The organism is Streptomyces griseosporeus, from assembly GCF_014656055.1.
Lineage (GTDB): Bacteria > Actinomycetota > Actinomycetes > Streptomycetales > Streptomycetaceae > Streptomyces > Streptomyces griseosporeus.
Genome location: NZ_BNBR01000002.1, coordinates 829,910 through 847,014, shown reverse-complemented (window position 1 = coordinate 847,014; position 17,105 = coordinate 829,910). Strand labels below are relative to the sequence as shown.

Sequence of the window (17,105 nt, the reverse complement as noted above, 5' to 3'; positions counted from 1 at the left end):
TAGAGGAACATGCAGACCATGACCGACAAACTCACCGTGAGCGTCCTGGGCACCGGCATCATGGGCGCCGCGATGGCCCGCAACCTGGCCCGCGCCGGGCACTCCGTCCGCGTGTGGAACCGCACCCGCGCCAAGGCCGAACCGCTCACCGCCGACGGGGCGACCGTGGCCGCCACCCCGGCCGAGGCGGTCCGGGACGCCGACGTCGTCCTGACGATGCTCTACGACGGTGACGCCGCGCTCGCCGTGATGCGCGACGCGGCGCCCGCCCTGCGGTCCGGCACCGCCTGGGTGCAGTCCACCACCGCGGGCCTGGAGTCCGTCCCCGCCCTGGCCGCCTTCGCCCGCGAGCACGGCCTGGTCTTCTTCGACGCCCCCGTGCTCGGCACCCGGCAGCCCGCCGAGGCCGGGCAGCTCACCGTGCTGGCCGCGGGACCCGCCGACGAACGCCCCAAGGTCGTCCCGGTGCTCGACGCCATCGGCGCCCGCACCGTCTGGACCGGCGAGGACGGCGCCGAGGCCGGCGCGACACGGCTCAAGCTCGTCGCCAACAGCTGGGTCCTCGCGGCGACCGCCGCGACCGGTGAAGCCCTGGCCCTGTCCAAGGCGCTCGGCGTCGACCCGCAGCGGTTCTTCGAGCTGATCGCCGGCGGCCCGCTCGACATGGGCTATCTGCACGCCAAGGCGGACCTGGTCCTCGGCGACCGGCTGACCCCGCCTCAGTTCGCGGTGGCGACCGCCGCCAAGGACGCCCGGCTGATCGTTGCCGCCGGCGAGGCGAACGGCGTCCGGCTCGACGTGGCCGCCGCGAGCGCCGCCCGGCTGGAGCGGGCCGCGGCACAGGGCCACGCCGACGAGGACATGGCCGCCGCGTATTTCGCCAGCTTCGACGAGCAGAGCGGCCACTGAGGGAACACGCTCCCCGAGGAACGTCCGTCCACCGAGAGGAGACCGCACATGTCCAGGCCGCCCCTGCCGCCGAAGGCCGTGGAGCTGCTCGGCCGCCCCAACCCCTGCGTGATGGCCACCCTGCGCGCCGACGGGACGCCCGTCTCCACGCCCACCTGGTACGTGTGGGACGACGGCCGCGTGCTGATCAGCCTCGACGAGGGCCGCGTCCGCCTGAAACACCTGCGCCGCGATCCGCGCGTGACGCTCACCGTCCTCGACGCCGACGGCTGGTACACGCACGTCACCCTCATCGGCCGGGTCGCCGAGATGTACGACGACGAGGGGCTGGCCGACATCGACCGCATCTCCCGGCACTACACCGGCCGCCCCTACGGCAACCGGGAACGCGCCCGGGTGAGCGCCTGGATCGAGGTCGACCGCTGGCACGGCTGGGGCGGACTGAAGGACAGCGACCAGCCCGGCTGACCGCCGCGGTCAGCCGGTCCGGCGCGGCCGGGGGACCAGTTCGCCGCCGCAGTTGGGGCACACGTCGTGCATCGCCTCGGCGCACGGCACGCAGAAGGTGCACTCGTAGGAGCAGATGCGGGCCGGCGCGTCGGCCGGCAGGGCCGCGGTCGTACAGCGCTCGCAGCGGTCGCGCATCTCCAGTGCCATCGTTCTGTGCTCCTCACCTGCGGTTCTGTTGTCCCCGCCAGGGTGCGCCGGACCGGCCCCGGCCCGCAGCCACCCCGCGGGCCACGCACCGACAGGATCGGGCCAACGCCCGCCCCGCCGAGGAGGGATCAGGGCCGGCGCCACGCCACGCCGAAGGCCCGGCCCGGGTTCTCCGTGAGGATCCCGCGCACCAGCTCCTCGCCCACCGCCGCCGCCAGCCGGGGCGCGACCCGGCGCAGCAGGTAGGGCATCCCGGGCCCGCCGTTCACCGACCGCGCGGAGGCGGTCGTCGTGTCGCCGCCGAGCAGCAGCCGGTCGCCGTGCCCCGCGTCGGCGAGGGCGCGCACGGCGTCCGGCATCCGCCAGTCGGTGGCGTGGTTGGCGCGTGACGGCCCGTCGAAGGCCAGGTAGCAGCCGGATCGCGCGGCCTGCCGGTGCACCACGGGGTCGGGGGAGCGGTTGAGGTGCCCGAGCACCACCCGGTGCGGCTCCACCCCCAACTCGCCGCACAGCAGGTCCAGTACGTCCAGCGCCCCCGTCCCCAGCTCCAGATGGACGGCGACGGGGGCGCCGGTCGCGTGATGCGCCTCGGCCGCCGCGGTCATCGTCCAGCGCGCGTGCGCGTCCAGGGCGTGGAAGCCGCCCGCCACCTTGATCAGCCCGGCGCGCACGCCCGACGTGCCGATGCCGTCGGTGAGTTCGGCGACGAACACCTCCGCCAGCCGGCCGCGCAGCTCCTTCAGCACCCGCTCGTCGTAGTGCACGTCCTGGTGCAGCCCGGTCGCGGCCACGATGTGCACCCCCGACTCCCGTGCCAGCGCGGGCAGATCGGCGGCCCGCCGCCCCAGCCCGTACGGCGTCCACTGCACCACGGCACCCCCGCCGACCGCGCGGAACGCCGCCAGCTCGGCCCGCGCCGCCGACCCGCTGCGCAGTTCCTCCCCGGGCAGCCGGGGGCTGGCGAAGAACAGGTGGTCGTGCGCGTCGCACACCCCCAGCTCCGCCGGCGGCAGATCCCCCAGCACCGTACGGACGGCACTCACCACTGCCGCCCCCGCGGCAGCGCCCCCAGCTCCGGCGCCGACAGGTGCAGCACCCGGAACACGTCCCCCTGCGCCTTCGGCGTGTCGTGCTCCCACAGCGAGAAGTGCACCAGCTCCCAGCTGCGTGCGTCCACGGCGGCCGCCGCGAGCAGCGCGCCGTCCTCCCGCGCCAGCCGCCCTGCCTCGGCCACCGCCTCCGCCATGACCTCCGACAGCACCACCCCGTCAGGCACCCGCTCCCGGCGGCGTACGGCGACGACGGCGGGGGAGCCTGCGGCACCGCCCTCCTCAAGGGCGAGCCCCGCCCACTGCCGCACGGCCGGCCGCCCGAAGTCGTCGGCCACGCCCTGGAACGCGCCGCCCCACAGGAAGGCGTTCATGCCCTCCGCGGTGTTCCACAGGTAGAACGGCGCGTACGCGTTGACGGGCGAGCCGTGCACCCCGCGCTCCCGCATCAGGTACGCCTTGAGGCCGAGCCCCGGCCAGTCGTCGAGCAGATGCCCCTTGCGGGCCACCCGGTCCCGGACGATCCCCATGTCGTAGTCGGCGGGCAGGGTGATCTCGTACTGCATGGCGTGCATCGATCGCCTCCTCAGGCGCCGTGACCGGCGGGGTCGACGTGCGCGTCCCGCTCGGTGGTCGTACCGTCCTCGGCGGCCGGCCGCAGCAGCGCGAGCAGCCCCCGCACCCCGGCGTCGAAGGCCGCGGGGGAACCCGACGCGCGGGCGAGGACGTACCCGCCCTGCACGGTCGCGAGGACCGCCGCGGCCACCTCCTCGCCGTCGAGGTGCGCCGCGAACTGCCCCTGCCGCTTGCCCTCTTCGACGATCCGGGCGATCCGCTCCCTGATCCGGGCGATCGTCGCGTCGACGGGCGCGCGCAGCTCGTCGCTGGCGACGACGTCGGGGTCCATCGTCAGCCGCCCGACCGGGCAGCCGCGCAACACGTCGCGCTCACGCAGGAGATAGGCCTCGATCCGCTCGTACGGCGTGCCCGGCCCGCCCAGCACCTCCTCGGCCGTGCCGAGCAACTCCTCGGCGGTGCGCCGGATCGCGGCCAGCGCGAGATCCGGCTTGCCCTTGAAGTGGTGGTACATGCTGCCCTGTCCGGCACCCGCGCGCTCCAGGATCGCCTTGGGGCTGGTGCCCACATAGCCGCGCTCCCAGAGCAGCTCACGGGTGGACTCGATGAGGCGGTCCGCTGTGCTCATGCCCTCACCGTACATACCAGTAGTTACAGAGTCCAGTCTTCGCCGGCGAGGGAAGCAGCCGGCACCGTCCGTCGTACTCCCGGCGGGGTACGCGCACGGCCGCTGGCCGTACGACGACACGACCACCCTCACGACGCGAGTCTCGAAGCACCACCGGAAACGACCTGTCAGGGAGATGACCGAGATGCAGACCCTCGCGCACTGGGACGGCGGACCCGGCCCGTGGATCCTGTTCCTCCCGCTGATCTGGGCGGCCGTCGTGGCCGGCGCCGTCACGCTCCTGCGCCGCACGGCCTGGCGCGGGCGCCGCGGCGGCGGCCCCGGACGGCCCCCGGCACCCGACGACTCGCCGATCACGCTGCTCGGCCGCCGCTTCGCGGCCGGCGACATCGACGAGGACGAGTACTGGCGCCGGCTGTCCGTCCTGGACGAGCAGTTCGGCCGCACGGGCAAGGGCGGTGCGGCATGACCACCATGACCGCCGCACGGACCGCCGCGCGGGTCGTCGACGCCGTGAAGGTGTACGGCGCCGGCGACACCGCCGTACGGGCCCTGGACGGGGTGTGCGTCGACTTCCCGGCCGGCCGCTTCACCGCGATCATGGGCCCGTCGGGCTCCGGCAAGTCCACGCTCATGCACTGCGCGGCCGGCCTCGACACCCTCACCTCCGGCTCCGCCTGGATCGGCGGCACCGACCTGAGCAGCCTCGACGACCGGCGCCTCACCCTGCTGCGGCGCGACCGCGTCGGCTTCGTCTTCCAGGCCTTCAACCTGGTGCCGACCCTCACCGTCGCCGAGAACATCACCCTGCCCCTCGACCTCGCGGGCACCCGCGGCGACCAGGAGTGGATCGACGCCCTCATCGACGTCGTCGGCCTGCGCGACCGCCTGCACCACCGGCCCGCCGAACTCTCCGGCGGCCAGCAGCAACGCGTCGCCGTGGCCAGGGCGTTCGCCGGACGCCCGGACGTCGTCTTCGCCGACGAGCCGACCGGCAACCTCGACTCCCGCTCCGGCGAGGAGGTCCTCGGCCTGCTCGGCCGGACCGTCCGGCACACCGCCCGCACGGTCGTCATGGTCACCCACGACCCGGTGGCCGCGGCCCACGCCGACGAGGTCGTCTTCCTCGCCGACGGACGCCTGGTCGACCGGATGGAGTCCCCGACGCCCGAGCGGATCCTCGACCGCATGAAAGCCCTGGAGGTGCCCTCATGAACGCCTCCGTCCGCCTGAGCCTGGCGTCCCTGCGCGCCCACCGGCGCCGTTTCGCCGGCACCTTCCTCGCCGTCTTCCTCGGCGTGGCCTTCCTCGCCGGCACGCTCGTCATGGGCGACACCCTGCGCGCGAGCTTCGACTCCCTGTTCGGCAACGCGACCAGCGGCACGGACGCCGTCGTCCGCAGCGCCGACGCCATCACCACGCCAGGTGAGGCGCAGGGCGTACGGCAGCCGGTGGACACCGCGCTGGTACGGAAGCTGGAAGCCGTGCCCGGCGTGGCGGCGGCCGCCCCCAACATCCAGGGCGCCGGCCAGCTCGTCGGCGCGAACGGCAAGCCGATCGGCGGCCAGGGCCCGCCCACCCTCGCCGGCAACTGGATCACCGACCCCGAACTGAACCCCTACCGCCTGGCCGAGGGCCGCGCCCCGCGCGCCTCCGGCGAGGTCGTGGTCAACCGGGGCGCGGCCGAGAAGGGCGGCCTCCACCTCGGCGACACGACGACCCTGCGCACCCCCGACCCGGTCCGCGTCACGATCGTGGGCCTGGCCACGTTCGGCGGCGAGGACGGCATGGCCCAGGTGACGTTCACCGGCATGACCCGGTCCGACGCCGAGAAGTACCTCACCGCCCGCCCCGGCCAGGCGGCGAGCATCCAGGTACGGGCCGCCCCGGGCGTGAGCCAGCGGGACCTGGTCGACCGGCTCACCCCCGTGCTCCCGAAGGGCGTGGAGGCGATCACCGGTCAGGAGTCGGCGCAGGAGAACACGGACGCGATCTCCGCCCGGTTCCTCTCCGTCTTCACCGCCCTCCTCCTGGTCTTCTCCGGCGTGGCCCTCCTCGTGGCCACCTTCTCGATCCACAACACCTTCGCCATCGTCGTCGCCCAGCGCACCCGCGAGAACGCCCTGCTGCGCGCCCTCGGCGCTGCCCGCCGCCAGGTCGCCGCGTCGACCCTCGCGGAGGCGACCGTCGTGGCGGTCACCGCGTCCGCCGCGGGCCTCGCGGGCGGCATCGGCATCGCGGCGGGCCTGCAGGCCCTGTTCCCCGCGATCGGCTTCCCCTTCCCCGACGGAAACCTGGTGATCGGCGCCCTGTCCCTGCTGCTCCCGCTCGCGGTGGGCATCGTGGTGTGCGTGGCCTCGGCCCTGATGCCCGCCGTACGCGCCGGCCGTACCGCCCCGCTGGCCGCACTGCGCGAGACGTCCGTCGACACCTCCGGCGCCTCCCGTACCCGTGCCGTCACCGGCGCGGGCCTGCTGGCCCTCGCGGTGTCCCTGACCCTGACGGGCGTCCTGCTGTCCCCCTCGCTCTGGCTGGCCGGCTGCGGCGCGGCCCTGGCCCTGGCGGCGTTCGTGGTCCTCGGCCCGGTCGCGTCCACCACGGCGGTACGGCTCCTCGGTGCCCCACTGGACCGCCTGCGCGGCGTCACCGGCGGCCTCGCCCGCCGCAACGCGCTGCGCAGCCCGAAGCGGACGGCAGCCACCGCGAGCGCCCTGATGATCGGCGTGGCCGTGGTGTCCCTGTTCACGGTCTTCGGCGCCTCCCTGAAGGCGACCATGGACCAGACGGTCTCCCGGTCCTTCGCGGGCGACGTCGCCGTCAGCACCCCGTCCTTCGGCGCGGGCGGCAGCGGCCTGAGCCCGGCACTGGCCCCGGCGGTCCAACGGCTCCCCGACGTGGAGACCGCCGTCGGCCTGGGCCGCGGAGTGGCGGAAGTGGACGGCCGCGGAAGGGCACTGACCGTCACCGACCCGGCGGCCCTGGCCCGCACCTTCGACCTGGGCGACGTCCAGGGCGACCTGCGCACCCTCGGCACCGACGGCATCGCGATCACCCGCAAGGAAGCGGACCGGCAGGACCTGACCCTGGGCGCGACCACCCGCCTGACCTTCACGGACGGCAGCACGAAGCCCTTCACGGTCCGCGCCCTCTACGACCAGTCCGAACTGGCGGGCGACTACGTCATCACCCGGGCCGCGTGGGCCCCGCACCGCACCCAGGACGCCGACACCCTCGTCGCCGTGACGTTCAGGGACGGAGTGAGCACGGCCGACGGCAGGGCAGCGGTGGAAAAGGTCGCGGCCCACTACGGCAACCCCGACGTACAGACCCGCTCCGAGTACGCGCAGTCCTCGGCGGGCGGCATCGACATGATGCTGACCCTGGTCTACGCCCTGCTCGCGCTCGCGGTGGTCATCGCCCTGCTGGGCATCGCCAACACGCTCACCCTGGCGGTCCACGAACGCACCCGCGAACTGGGCCTGCTGCGGGCCGTCGGCCAGACCCGCGCCCAGCTCCGCGCGATGGTCCGCTGGGAGTCCGTCCTGGTCGCCGCGTTCGGCACGGCCGGTGGCCTGGGCCTAGGCGCCTTCCTCGGCTGGGTCCTGGTCAAGGCCTCCGACGGCGCCTCCGACAGCGCGTTCGCCTTCGCCCTGCCGCCCGCGCGGCTGGCGGTGGTGGCCCTGGTGGGCCTGACGGCGGGAGCCCTGGCGGGGCTGAGGCCGGCGCGCAGGGCGGCGCGGATGGACGTACTGAGGGCGATAGCGACGGAGTAGGGGGCTCGCGCCGTATATGGCCGGCGCCCACAAGATTCCCATTGCAGCCGACGCCCGCTGCACAGGGTGATGCCGGGCAAGGGCCCACCGACGGCAGGTGTCCCGAGGCCACCGGCCGGAGGGAGCCGGAGGGGCGCGCCGGTGGTGAGAGGCCGACCGCGCGGAGGCCCGAAGGGTCGAGCACGGTCGGCCTCTCACCACCGGCTGAGAGCGCCCTGGAGGCGACCGACCCATCCAGGCAGCGGTCACTGCACCAATCATCACCGCCCGGTCAGCCGACAACGGCGGACCGGGCGGGAGCATGCGCGGGGGTGAGGTCGTCGGCCGGATGGCTGACGGCGCCGACCTCCACCAGCCGGTGTGCGGGCTCGCCCGTGGTGAGCCGGGGCACGGTGGCGGGCCGGGTGGCGGTGGCGGTCGCGGTGGGCAGGGTGAACCAGACGACCTTGCCCTGGTCGCCGTCCGGTCGTACGCCCCAGCTCTCGCTGACGGCGGCGACCATGGCGAGGCCGCGTCCGCAGGTGGCGAGGGGGTCGGCGTCCTCCACGACGGGGAGGCGCGGGTCGTGGTCGCGCACCGAGACGGTGAGCCGGTCGAGCAGGAGTTCCATCTCGACGGTGCACGTCTTGTCGGGTCTGGCGTGCCGGTGGACGTTGCTGAGCAGCTCTGTCACACCGAGCGTGGCGCGCTCTATCAGGGGATCCATGTGCCAGTAGCGCAACTGCGCCGATACGATTCTGCGGACCTGGCCGATCCGCGACGGCAGAGCTTGCAGCTCCACTGTGCAGTGCCTGCGTGGGTTACTGATCACGGCTGCGACTCCCCGACGTGAGGTCCGAGATGGACGTCCGGAAGAACACGAACAACGGATCGTCAGCAGGACGCCTGCGTGGAACTGCCGCCTGCTGTCGTGGCCGGCGGGCTGGTTCGCAGCGTTATCGCCGGTAAACCCTCAGTGACGTGACACCAGCGTGACCCAGCGCAGTGGGTCCCGCAACTCGCGGTGACCCGCTTGCCCGTCAGGGTCGTGTGCCGGGCCCGGCGCGCCTGTTCAGCCGCCGCGTCCCGCCGCTTTGCGTACGGCTTCGATGAACCGGCGGGCGGCGGGCGGCCCGGGCTGCCCGGGGGCGGGGTCGTGCTCGCCCAGGGTCAGCAGGTACCGCTTGCCGTTGAGGTCGGCCAACGCCCGGTCGTCGGGCGCGAACCAGGGCCGTGAGGCGCGGACCGCCTGGACGGGTGCGCTGTCGATCTCGCTGCCGTAGCTGGTGAGCAACTCCAGCCTGCCGCCGCTGATGCGGACCTGTCCGGCCCGGGTGAGTGAGCGCAGTCGTTTGCCGATCTGCACGCCCGTGGCCGTGAACTCCGGCTCCGCCATGCCGCCCTGCCCCCTTGTGCGCGTGGGTTGCGGGTGTGCCGGCCGGTGCTGTCGCCCGGACGGCGTCCCGTCGGGTCTTGTGATCCCGTGTGCCCCCCGTTGCGGTGCAGTCTGCCGGGGGACGGCGTGGAGCACCAGTGCGCGTGGGGTGCGGGGCTGCCGTCGCGGAGGCATTCGCCCGAATGCGCCCCCCTGGGCCCCCGCGCCTTGACCGGGGTCCGCCCGCGCGTCGTCGAGGCCGGCCCGCGGGCGGGTCCGAGGGCCGGTCCGGGGGTTCGCCGAGGAGTTGACCCAGGGCTTCCTTGGGGGCGCTCAAAGTTGCGTTTATGCAGGTGAGAAGCGTGCGAAAGGTGCCTATCATCGGTGTGTCGGGCGCGCGACGCGCCGTCGGCGTGAAGCGTGAGGAGCACCGCCGTGAGCATCACCCAGCAGCCCCGGACCGGCGAGACCCTGGATGTCGACCGCAGTGACGCCGCCTACCGGGACTGGCTGAAAGACGCCGTCCGCAAGGTGCAGGCGGACGCCAACCGGTCGGCGGACACGCACCTGCTGCGGTTCCCGCTGCCGGAGCACTGGGGCATCGACCTGTACCTGAAGGACGAGTCGACGCATCCCACCGGCAGCCTCAAGCACCGCCTGGCCCGCTCGCTGTTCCTGTACGGCCTGTGCAACGGCTGGATCCGTCCGGACCGGCCGGTGATCGAGGCGTCGAGCGGTTCGACGGCCGTGTCGGAGGCGTATTTCGCGAAGCTGATCGGTGTGCCGTTCGTGGCGGTGATGCCGCGCACGACGAGCGCGGAGAAGATCCGGCTGATCGAGTTCCACGGCGGGCGCTGTCACTTCGTGGACGACCCGCGCGGGATGTACGCGGAGTCGGCCCGTCTCGCGGCGGAGACCGGCGGCCACTACATGGACCAGTTCACGTACGCGGAGCGGGCCACCGACTGGCGCGGCAACAACAACATCGCCGAATCGATCTTCCGCCAGCTGGAGTTGGAGCGCTATCCGGAGCCGGCGTGGATCGTCGCGACGGCCGGGACCGGCGGCACCTCGGCGACCATCGCGCGGTATGTGCACTACATGCAGCACGACACGCGGATCTGTGTCGCCGACCCGGAGAACTCGTGTTTCTTCGAGGGGTGGACGACCGGCGACGCGGACGTGACGTGCGACTGCGGGTCGCGGATCGAGGGCATCGGCCGGCCGCGGATGGAGCCGAGTTTCGTGCCGGGCGCGATCGACCGGATGATGAAGGTGCCCGACGCGGCGTCCGTCGCCGCGGTCCGCGCGCTGGAGCAGGCGATCGGGCGGAAGGCGGGCGGTTCGACGGGCACGGGGCTGTGGAGCGCCCTGAAGATCGTCGCGGAGATGGTCGCCGAGGGCCGTCAGGGCAGTGTGGTCACCCTGCTGTGCGACCCGGGCGACCGCTACCTGGACAAGTACTACTCGGACGCCTGGCTCGCGCAGCAGGGCCTGGACATCGCCCCGTACAGCGCGGCGATCGAGACGCTGCTGGCGACGGGCGTCTGGCCGGAGGACTGAACGACCGGCGGCCGACGCCCCGTCAGCTCTCCGCGTCGTCGTCCGGGGCCTCGTCCGCGTCCCTGTCCGCGGCCTCGGGTTCGCCCGCCACCACGAGCTGCCGTACGTGATCGGAGACCTCCGCGCGGGCCTCCTCGGGCAGTCCGGTGTCGGTCACCCAGGTGTCGACCTGGTCCAGCTTGGCGAACGAACTCAGGCCGACGGTGCCCCACTTGGTGTGGTCGGCGACCACGACGACACGCCGCGCCGACTGCACCAACCGCCGGTTGGTCTCGGCCTCCGCGAGGTTCGGCGTGGACAGCCCCGCCTCCAGCGATATCCCGTGCACGCCGAGGAACAGCAGGTCGAAGTGGAGTGAGGCGATCGCCTGGTCGGCCACCGGGCCCACCAGCGAGTCGGAGGGCGTGCGGACCCCGCCGGTGAGCACCACCGTGGCCGCGCCCTGCCGCTGCCCGGAGGTGCGCTGCGCGGCGTGGAAGACGTCCGCGACCCGCACGGAGTTGGTGACCACCGTCAGGTCGGGCACGTCCAGCAGGTGCTGCGCCAGCGCGTAGGTCGTCGTACCGCCCGACAGGGCGATCGCGCTGCCCGGTGCGACGAGCTCCGCCGCGGCTCGCGCGATGTCCTCCTTGGCGGTCAGTTCCAGCCCCGACTTCGCCTCGAAGCCCGGCTCGTGCGTGCTCGCCTCGACGACCGGTACCGCGCCGCCGTGCACCTTCTCCAGGACGCCCTGCCGGGCGAGCGCGTCCAGGTCGCGGCGGACCGTCATGTCCGACACGCCGAGCTTGCGGGTCAGCTCGTTGACGCGGACCCCGCCCCGCCGCCTGACCTCGTCCACGATGAGGGCGCGTCGCTGCTCCGCGAGGAGGTTCTGATTCTCGCTCACGTACGCTCCGGTCCTTTCGCCTCAAGCCGTCTCACAGCCGCCCGCCACGCACCGGTCCACGCCCGGACCACGTCCCGACCGTGCCGGCCACGCGTCCGGCGCACGTCCGGCGCTTTTCCGACACACCCGGCGCACCCGCTGTGACGAGCACCTTCGCGCGTCCCCGGGGCACGGACGTCCCATCCTTGCACGCCACGACGCGCGACGCGGCACCCCCTGCCCCGACGCGCACATGCCACACGGCGCGATCCGTTCGCCTCGCCTCGCACGGAAAGGGGAGATTCCGTGACGAGAGGTGTACGACGGGTCCGCGGTGGACATCCTTGTGCCCGCACGGAGACAGGCCGACGGCGCGTCACGGGGGAGGTGCGAACAGTGGAACGTGCGGCGAAGGACCGGCCGGCCGACGGCGCCGGCGGCACGGGGCGACCGGAGATGGCCCTGGAACTCCTGGTCCACGGGGTCGGCGGCGCCACCCCCGAGAGGATGCTCGACGATCCGCGCACGGAACGGATCACCGGCGACGACACCGCGGCCGTCTTCCGGCGCGCCGACGACGTCGACGCCGAGACCCGCCCGGGCGACCACCGCGGCCGGCCGGTGCGCGAGGCGTACGTGTGGTGCAACCTCACCTCAGGCAACGGCACCCGCGCCCTGTGGCTGGTGCTGCTGCCGTTCATGGTGGTCAACCTCGCCCACTGGATGCGCCCGTCCGCCCACGGCCGTACCCGGGCCGTACGCCTGTACGGACTGCTGGTGCGGCTCACCGGGCTCACCCTGACCGTGCTGCTGGTGGCCGCCGCCTGCGAGGTCGCGCTGGACCTCGTGGCCTGGCAGTGCGCGGGCACGCGCGCGTGCACCCGCCGCCACACCTGGCTCGGCTTCCTGTCGCCGGCCGCGCCGCACCCCGGCTGGTGGAGCCTGCCCGGCCGCCGCCTCGCCCTCGCCGCCGTGGTGCCCGCCGCGCTCACCGGTCTGCTCTGGTACCTCTCCCACCGCACCTGGCGGGCGTACGAGTCGCAGCTGCCGCTCACCGGCCCGGTCGAGCCGGACGAGGTCACGTCGCCGAACGCGCTGGGCCGGCCCGGCTTCTGGTACGGGCGGCGCCTGGTGGCCCGGCTGCGCGCCGCGCACACCGCGGCCGGGCTGCTCACGGTCGCCGCCGCGGTGGGCATCTCGGCGGCGCGGTTCGACCGCCGCCCGGGCGGCCCGGTGCCGCTCGACGTCCTCGGCCGGCTGCTGGAGGGAGCGCTGGTGGCCGGCGGGATCGCGGTGGTGTGGGTGGTGTGCCGCCGGGGCCGCAGCGAGCGCCGCCCGGACCGGGAGCTGGACGCCGGCCTGGTGCGCGGGCTGCCGCTGGGCGCGCTCGCGCTCCTCGTCCTGACCGCGGTGTACGCGGGCTGGGACCGCCCGGGCTGGCAGTCGGCCGGCCGGCTGCCCGGCGACGCCACCTTCGGCGGCCTCGCCCTGGTCCAGGGCCTGCTGGTGGTCGCCCTGGCAGGTGTCGCGCACCTGCTGCACCGGACCGGGCCCGACACCCGCGCCGCCATGCGCGGCCTGGGCGGCCCGGCCGTCGCCATGCTGGCCTGCGCCCTGGGCGGTGTGATGTCCGGCGGGGTCGCGCAGCGGGTCGCGGACTGGCTGGACGGCACCCGCGCCACCCTCGACGGGCCGCCCGCGCTGCTGACCTGGCAGGCCTCCGTCATCCCGGCGGTGCTGCTGGTCCTGCTCGCGTTGTGCGGGCGGCTCGCCCGGCAGGCCTGGCAGTTGCGGCGCGCCGAGGTGGCCGCGGTCGAGCGCGCCTACCCGGACGAGCCGAAGGACGCGGCGCGCACCCGCCGTATCGCCACCGCACGCGCCATGGCCACACTCACCGACCGCGCACCCCTGGTCGTGGCGGTCACCTCCCTCACCACCCTGTTGCTGGGCGCCGCCGCCCTGGTGGGCGCCCTGGCCTCCGGGAAGACGCCGAGCGGGGCCGCCGCCGGCGCGCCGCCCTTCGTGCACGGGGCGGCGCAGACCGCGCAGGCCCTCGGGTCCTGGCTGATCGGCCTGGGCTTCCTGCTGTTCGTCACCTGGGGGCGGCGCGCCTACAAGGACCCCTCGGCGCGCCGCACCATCGGCATCCTCTGGGACGTCGGCACCTTCTGGCCGCGCGCCGCCCACCCGTTCGCCCCGCCCTGCTACGCCGAGCGGGCCGTGCCGGACCTGACGTGGCGCATGGCCACCTGGACCCGCGCCACCGGCGGGCGTCTGGTGATCTCCGGGCACTCCCAGGGCAGCGTGCTCGCGGCGGCCGCGGCCTGGCAGCTGAGCGCGGCCGACCGCAGGCGGGTGGCGCTGCTGACGTACGGCTCCCCGCTGGAGCGGCTCTACGGCCGCTGGTTCCCGGCCCACTTCGGGCCGGCCGCGCTGGCCTCCCTGCACGACGAGGTCGACTGCTGGCGCAACCTGTACCGGGCGACCGACCCCATCGGCGGCCCGGTCCGGGTGACCGGCGAGGACGCCCCCGGCGTCGACCGTGAGGCCCTGCTGGACCCCCTGGCCTACGGCCGCACCGAACGGCACCCGCTGCCCGCGCCGATCCTCGGCCACTCCGACTACCAGGCCGACCCCGCCTTCGCGGAGGAACGCCGGGCGCTGCTGGGCCGCCTGCAGCCGGGCGTGCCGACACCGCGGCCCGCCGGGGAACGCATGTCGAGGACGGGGGAGATGCCGGCGGCGGGGGAGGTGTGAGACTCTCCCGGCACGTTCCCGCGGCATCCGAGGAGTACGCATGACCAGGGCCGCCCACGAGCCGACGCCCTCGGGGGAGCGCCACGCCCAGGTCGCCGAGCTGCTCGACCGCGCCACCCGCTGGGCCGCCGCCCGCGCCGACGTCACCGGCCTGCTGCTGGCCGGCTCCTGGGCGCGCGGCGCGGCCCGCCCCGACTCGGACGTCGACCTGGTCCTGCTCACCTCCGCCCCGGAGGCCTACGCGGACGGCGCCTGGGTGGCCGGACTCGGCCTCGGCGCCCGGATCCGCACCGGGCAGTGGGGGCCCGTCACCGAGTACCGTCACCTCGCCGAAGACGGCCTGGAGGTGGAGATCGGCGTCGCCCACCCGGACTGGGCGCGCACCGGCCCCGTCGACCCCGGCACCCGGCGGGTCGTCACCGACGGCTCCCGGGCCCTGTACGACCCCTCCGGGCTGCTCGCCGCCCTGCTGCGGGCCTGCGAGAGCTGACGGGGCAGGGCAGCCGACGGGTCAGGGCAGCTCCGGTAGGTCCTCCGGGTACAGCAGCGTCAGATCGTCGGTGCTCGGCTCCGGGACCTGCGCCACCCGGCCCGCGTGCCGCTCCACCATCGCCTCGAACGTCTGCCGCGCCGTACGGCCGTTGCCGAACGCGGCGCCCTTCGGGATCGCCGTGAAGTACTTCAGCAGCGCCTCGCCCGTGCCCGGCGCCAGCCGGTACTCGTGCTCCTCGGCCTGCTGCTCCACGATCCGCAGCAGCTCCTCGGGGCCGTAGTCGGAGAAGGTGATGGTCCGTGAGAAGCGGGAGGCTACGCCCGGGTTGACGGACAGGAACCGCTCCATCTCCGCCGTGTACCCGGCGACGATCACCACGACCGCGTCCCGGTGGTCCTCCATCAGCTTCACCAGCGTGTCGATGGCCTCCTTGCCGAAGTCGCGGCCCGCGTCCTCCGGCGACAGCGCGTACGCCTCGTCGATGAACAGCACGCCGCCGCGGGCCCGTTCGAACGCCTCCTGGGTGCGGATGGCGGTCGAGCCGATGTGCTCGCCGACGAGGTCCACCCGCGACACCTCGACGAGATGACCCTTCTCCAGCACGCCGAGGGAGGCGAGGATCTCGCCGTAGAGGCGGGCGACGGTGGTCTTGCCGGTGCCGGGGGAGCCGGTGAAGACCAGGTGCCGCTTGACCGAGGCCGCCTTCAGCCCGGCCCGCTGTCGGCGCCGCCCCACCTCGATCATGTCGGTGAGCGCCCGCACCTCACGCTTGACGCTGTCCAGCCCGACCAGGGCGTCGAGTTCGGCCAGGACGTCCTTGCTGGTCCGCGCCGGCGTCCCGGTCGCCTCCGGCGCGGCGGCCGGCTGCGCCTCGGGGCGGGGCTCGGGCACCGAGGCGAGCAGCCCCGGCGCGGGGCTCACCGTCTGCACGGCCGTCTCCAGCACCGCGGGGGCACGCAGCCCGCCGCTCTCGTCGCTGGTGCACTCCTCCACGACCGGGCCGGTGCCCGGCGCCGCGTCCGGGCCGCCCTCGGCGAACTCGTACCCGCCGCGCGCGCACCGCTCCGTGCGGCACCGGCGCAGCGTCGTACGGCAGCCGTCGATCACATGGAAGCCGTATCCGCCGCTGCCCGTGACCCGGCAGTGGGCGAAGGTGCCGCGGCCGCCCGCGGAGACGTAGAACCCGGCCTCGGCGGGGGAGTCGACCGTGCACCGCTCGACGGTGGGGTCGGCGCCCTTGGTGACGATCACGCCGGTCTGGGTGCCGTCCAGCGTGCAGTTGTTCAGCGTGCCGCCGCTGCCGTGGTCGCGGAACCAGGCGCCGGTCGCCGCGTCCCGGATCCGGCAGTCGTCGAGCTGGGCGGTGGCCCCGTCGCTGACCGACACGGCGGTGTTGCGGACCTGGGAGAGGTCGCTGTCGACGACGTCCGCGCGCGAGCCGCGGTCCAGGACGAACAGCGCGTCGGGCACGTCGTGCACCCGGCAGGAGTCCAGCACGGCGGTCGCGCCGTCGCTGACCCAGACGGCCGGGTAGTCGCCGGTGCTGTCGAAGATCTCGCACTGGTTGGCGTCCACGCGCGTGCCCGGGTCCCACACGGACAGGCCGTTGCGGCCGAACTGACGCACCGTCGTCCGGGTCAGCGTGAGCACCGAACGGGAGCGCAGGTCGACCGCGTTCTCCGGGATGTCGTGGATGCGGCAGTCGGCGAGCGTCAGCACGGCGTCGGTGTCGAGGGTGACGCCGTCGGCGGTGGTGCGGTGCACATCGCAGTCGGTGAGGTGGGCGGTGGCCCGGCCGGTGATCTGCACCCCGCTGCCGCGGACCTCGTACACCTCGCAGCCCACCGCCTCCAGCGCGGAGTTCTCACCCGTCGCGCTCAGGCCCGCGCCGGAGGCGTGGTGCACCCGGCAGCGCTCCAGCCGGGGGTGGGCGCCGCCGCGCACCGCGACCCCGGACTGCCCGGCCGCGACCACCTCGCAGTCCTCGAACACCCCGCCCCCGCCGTCCAGGACGGCGATGCCGACGCCGGCCGGGTTGTCCACGGTGCACCGCCGCACGGTCGGCCGCGCGGCCCCGCGGACCTCGATCCCGGCGGCCGAGCGGGTCACGACACGGATGTCCCGCAGCTCCGGCGTCCCCTCCTCCACCAGCAGCGCGGGCGCGGCGGCGTCCTGCCCCTCCACATGCAGGTCCTGCACGACCGCGGAGGCCCGCACGGTCAGCGGCACCCCGTCGGCGGGCGCGATGCGCACGCTGCCGGGGGAGCCCTCCGGGCCGCGCAGCGTGACCGCCCGCTGGAGGACGAGGTTCTCCCGGTAGGTGCCGGGGGCGATGGTGAGGACGTCACCGTCGGCCGCGGCCTCCAGGGCGGCGGCGAGCGACGTGTACTCACCCGTGCGGCGCCGCCACCGCGAGGTGCCGGTGTGCGTCACCTGGACCGTGCCCTGTGCCATGCGTTGCTGTGCCCCCACCTCGTCGTA

16 protein-coding genes are annotated in these 17,105 nt (G+C 74.4%); 8 read left to right on the top strand and 8 right to left on the bottom strand.

The annotated features are described in order from the left end of the window. Window positions 1-18: 18 nt before the first annotated feature. Both IE308_RS12830 and IE308_RS12825 read left to right on the top strand, forming a co-directional pair. The gene (locus tag IE308_RS12830; protein ID WP_190217980.1) at window positions 19-909 is read left to right on the top strand and encodes an NAD(P)-dependent oxidoreductase; all 891 of its coding nucleotides are present in this window, start codon (window positions 19-21) and stop codon (window positions 907-909) included. A 48-nt stretch (window positions 910-957) separates the two neighbouring features. Beyond that, window positions 958-1,377, top strand: a complete 420-nt coding sequence (locus IE308_RS12825) for a PPOX class F420-dependent oxidoreductase (RefSeq protein ID WP_190217979.1) — start codon at window positions 958-960, stop codon at window positions 1,375-1,377. 9 nt (window positions 1,378-1,386) lie between these two features. Here the strand turns inward: IE308_RS12825 and IE308_RS12820 are convergent, their stop codons facing one another. From IE308_RS12820 to IE308_RS12805, 4 genes are all read right to left on the bottom strand, one after another. Further along, complete coding sequence (locus tag IE308_RS12820) at window positions 1,387-1,566, bottom strand: DUF1272 domain-containing protein (protein ID WP_190217978.1); 180 nt, start codon at window positions 1,564-1,566, stop codon at window positions 1,387-1,389. Window positions 1,567-1,694: 128 nt separating this feature from the next. Then, window positions 1,695-2,609, bottom strand: coding sequence for a phosphotriesterase family protein (locus tag IE308_RS12815; protein WP_190217977.1), 915 nt, complete (start codon window positions 2,607-2,609; stop codon window positions 1,695-1,697). Beyond that, window positions 2,606-3,190, bottom strand: a complete 585-nt coding sequence (locus IE308_RS12810; protein WP_110626496.1) for a DUF4865 family protein — start codon at window positions 3,188-3,190, stop codon at window positions 2,606-2,608. The genes IE308_RS12815 and IE308_RS12810 overlap by 4 nt, the downstream gene beginning before the upstream one ends. A gap of 11 nt (window positions 3,191-3,201) precedes the next feature. After that, window positions 3,202-3,819 carry a TetR/AcrR family transcriptional regulator gene (locus IE308_RS12805; protein ID WP_110636060.1) on the bottom strand — a complete coding sequence of 206 codons (618 nt, stop codon included), beginning with the start codon at window positions 3,817-3,819 and terminating at the stop codon, window positions 3,202-3,204. A gap of 184 nt (window positions 3,820-4,003) precedes the next feature. Here IE308_RS12805 and IE308_RS12800 point away from each other — a divergent pair, with 184 nt between their 5' ends. Genes IE308_RS12800 through IE308_RS12790 form a run of 3 tightly spaced genes read left to right on the top strand, consistent with a single transcriptional unit; the run spans window position 4,004 to window position 7,592 of the window. Next, window positions 4,004-4,288: an SHOCT domain-containing protein gene (locus IE308_RS12800; protein WP_190218303.1), complete on the top strand. Its 285-nt coding sequence runs from the start codon at window positions 4,004-4,006 to the stop codon at window positions 4,286-4,288. Further along, entirely contained in the window at window positions 4,285-5,034 is a 750-nt protein-coding gene (locus IE308_RS12795) for an ABC transporter ATP-binding protein (RefSeq protein WP_190217976.1), read from the top strand. Before IE308_RS12800 ends, IE308_RS12795 begins: the two co-directional genes overlap by 4 nt. Further along, window positions 5,031-7,592 carry an ABC transporter permease gene (locus tag IE308_RS12790; RefSeq protein ID WP_190217975.1) on the top strand — a complete coding sequence of 854 codons (2,562 nt, stop codon included), beginning with the start codon at window positions 5,031-5,033 and terminating at the stop codon, window positions 7,590-7,592. Before IE308_RS12795 ends, IE308_RS12790 begins: the two co-directional genes overlap by 4 nt. Window positions 7,593-7,863: 271 nt before the next feature. Here the strand turns inward: IE308_RS12790 and IE308_RS12785 are convergent, their stop codons facing one another. After that, window positions 7,864-8,403, bottom strand: a complete 540-nt coding sequence (locus tag IE308_RS12785; RefSeq protein ID WP_190217974.1) for an ATP-binding protein — start codon at window positions 8,401-8,403, stop codon at window positions 7,864-7,866. Window positions 8,404-8,643: 240 nt separating this feature from the next. Next, window positions 8,644-8,967: a hypothetical protein gene (locus IE308_RS12780; protein ID WP_190217973.1), complete on the bottom strand. Its 324-nt coding sequence runs from the start codon at window positions 8,965-8,967 to the stop codon at window positions 8,644-8,646. Between the two features lie 414 nt (window positions 8,968-9,381). Between IE308_RS12780 and cds1 the strand changes: the two genes are divergently transcribed. Continuing rightward, the gene (gene cds1 / locus IE308_RS12775) at window positions 9,382-10,509 is read left to right on the top strand and encodes an L-cysteine desulfhydrase Cds1 (RefSeq protein WP_110626491.1); all 1,128 of its coding nucleotides are present in this window, start codon (window positions 9,382-9,384) and stop codon (window positions 10,507-10,509) included. 22 nt (window positions 10,510-10,531) lie between these two features. Here cds1 and IE308_RS12770 read toward each other — a convergent pair whose 3' ends face one another. After that, window positions 10,532-11,395, bottom strand: a complete 864-nt coding sequence (locus IE308_RS12770; protein WP_190217972.1) for a DeoR/GlpR family DNA-binding transcription regulator — start codon at window positions 11,393-11,395, stop codon at window positions 10,532-10,534. A 435-nt stretch (window positions 11,396-11,830) separates the two neighbouring features. On the opposite strand from IE308_RS12770, the gene IE308_RS12765 reads away from it, so the two are divergent. Both IE308_RS12765 and IE308_RS12760 read left to right on the top strand, forming a co-directional pair. Further along, window positions 11,831-14,131, top strand: a complete 2,301-nt coding sequence (locus IE308_RS12765) for a hypothetical protein (RefSeq protein ID WP_190218302.1) — start codon at window positions 11,831-11,833, stop codon at window positions 14,129-14,131. A gap of 40 nt (window positions 14,132-14,171) precedes the next feature. After that, window positions 14,172-14,621 (top strand): nucleotidyltransferase domain-containing protein, encoded by a 450-nt coding sequence (locus IE308_RS12760; RefSeq protein WP_190217971.1) that lies wholly within the window; start codon window positions 14,172-14,174, stop codon window positions 14,619-14,621. 21 nt (window positions 14,622-14,642) lie between these two features. On the opposite strand, the gene IE308_RS12755 is transcribed toward IE308_RS12760, so the two are convergent. Further along, window positions 14,643-17,078: a right-handed parallel beta-helix repeat-containing protein gene (locus IE308_RS12755; protein WP_190217970.1), complete on the bottom strand. Its 2,436-nt coding sequence runs from the start codon at window positions 17,076-17,078 to the stop codon at window positions 14,643-14,645. Between the last annotated feature and the right edge of the window lie 27 nt (window positions 17,079-17,105).

Bases quoted from the DNA above. Each gene is read 5' to 3' on its own strand.
- IE308_RS12755 (WP_190217970.1), bottom strand. From the start codon at position 17,078: ATGGCACAGGGCACGGTCCAGGTGACGCACACCGGCACCTCGCGGTGG.
- IE308_RS12830 (WP_190217980.1), top strand. From the start codon at position 19: ATGACCGACAAACTCACCGTGAGCGTCCTGGGCACCGGCATCATGGGC.
- IE308_RS12825 (WP_190217979.1), top strand. From the start codon at position 958: ATGTCCAGGCCGCCCCTGCCGCCGAAGGCCGTGGAGCTGCTCGGCCGC.
- IE308_RS12765 (WP_190218302.1), top strand. From the start codon at position 11,831: ATGGCCCTGGAACTCCTGGTCCACGGGGTCGGCGGCGCCACCCCCGAG.
- IE308_RS12805 (WP_110636060.1), bottom strand. From the start codon at position 3,819: ATGAGCACAGCGGACCGCCTCATCGAGTCCACCCGTGAGCTGCTCTGG.
- IE308_RS12800 (WP_190218303.1), top strand. From the start codon at position 4,004: ATGCAGACCCTCGCGCACTGGGACGGCGGACCCGGCCCGTGGATCCTG.
- IE308_RS12790 (WP_190217975.1), top strand. From the start codon at position 5,031: ATGAACGCCTCCGTCCGCCTGAGCCTGGCGTCCCTGCGCGCCCACCGG.
- IE308_RS12780 (WP_190217973.1), bottom strand. From the start codon at position 8,967: ATGGCGGAGCCGGAGTTCACGGCCACGGGCGTGCAGATCGGCAAACGA.
- IE308_RS12820 (WP_190217978.1), bottom strand. From the start codon at position 1,566: ATGGCACTGGAGATGCGCGACCGCTGCGAGCGCTGTACGACCGCGGCC.
- IE308_RS12810 (WP_110626496.1), bottom strand. From the start codon at position 3,190: ATGCACGCCATGCAGTACGAGATCACCCTGCCCGCCGACTACGACATG.
- IE308_RS12795 (WP_190217976.1), top strand. From the start codon at position 4,285: ATGACCACCATGACCGCCGCACGGACCGCCGCGCGGGTCGTCGACGCC.
- IE308_RS12760 (WP_190217971.1), top strand. From the start codon at position 14,172: ATGACCAGGGCCGCCCACGAGCCGACGCCCTCGGGGGAGCGCCACGCC.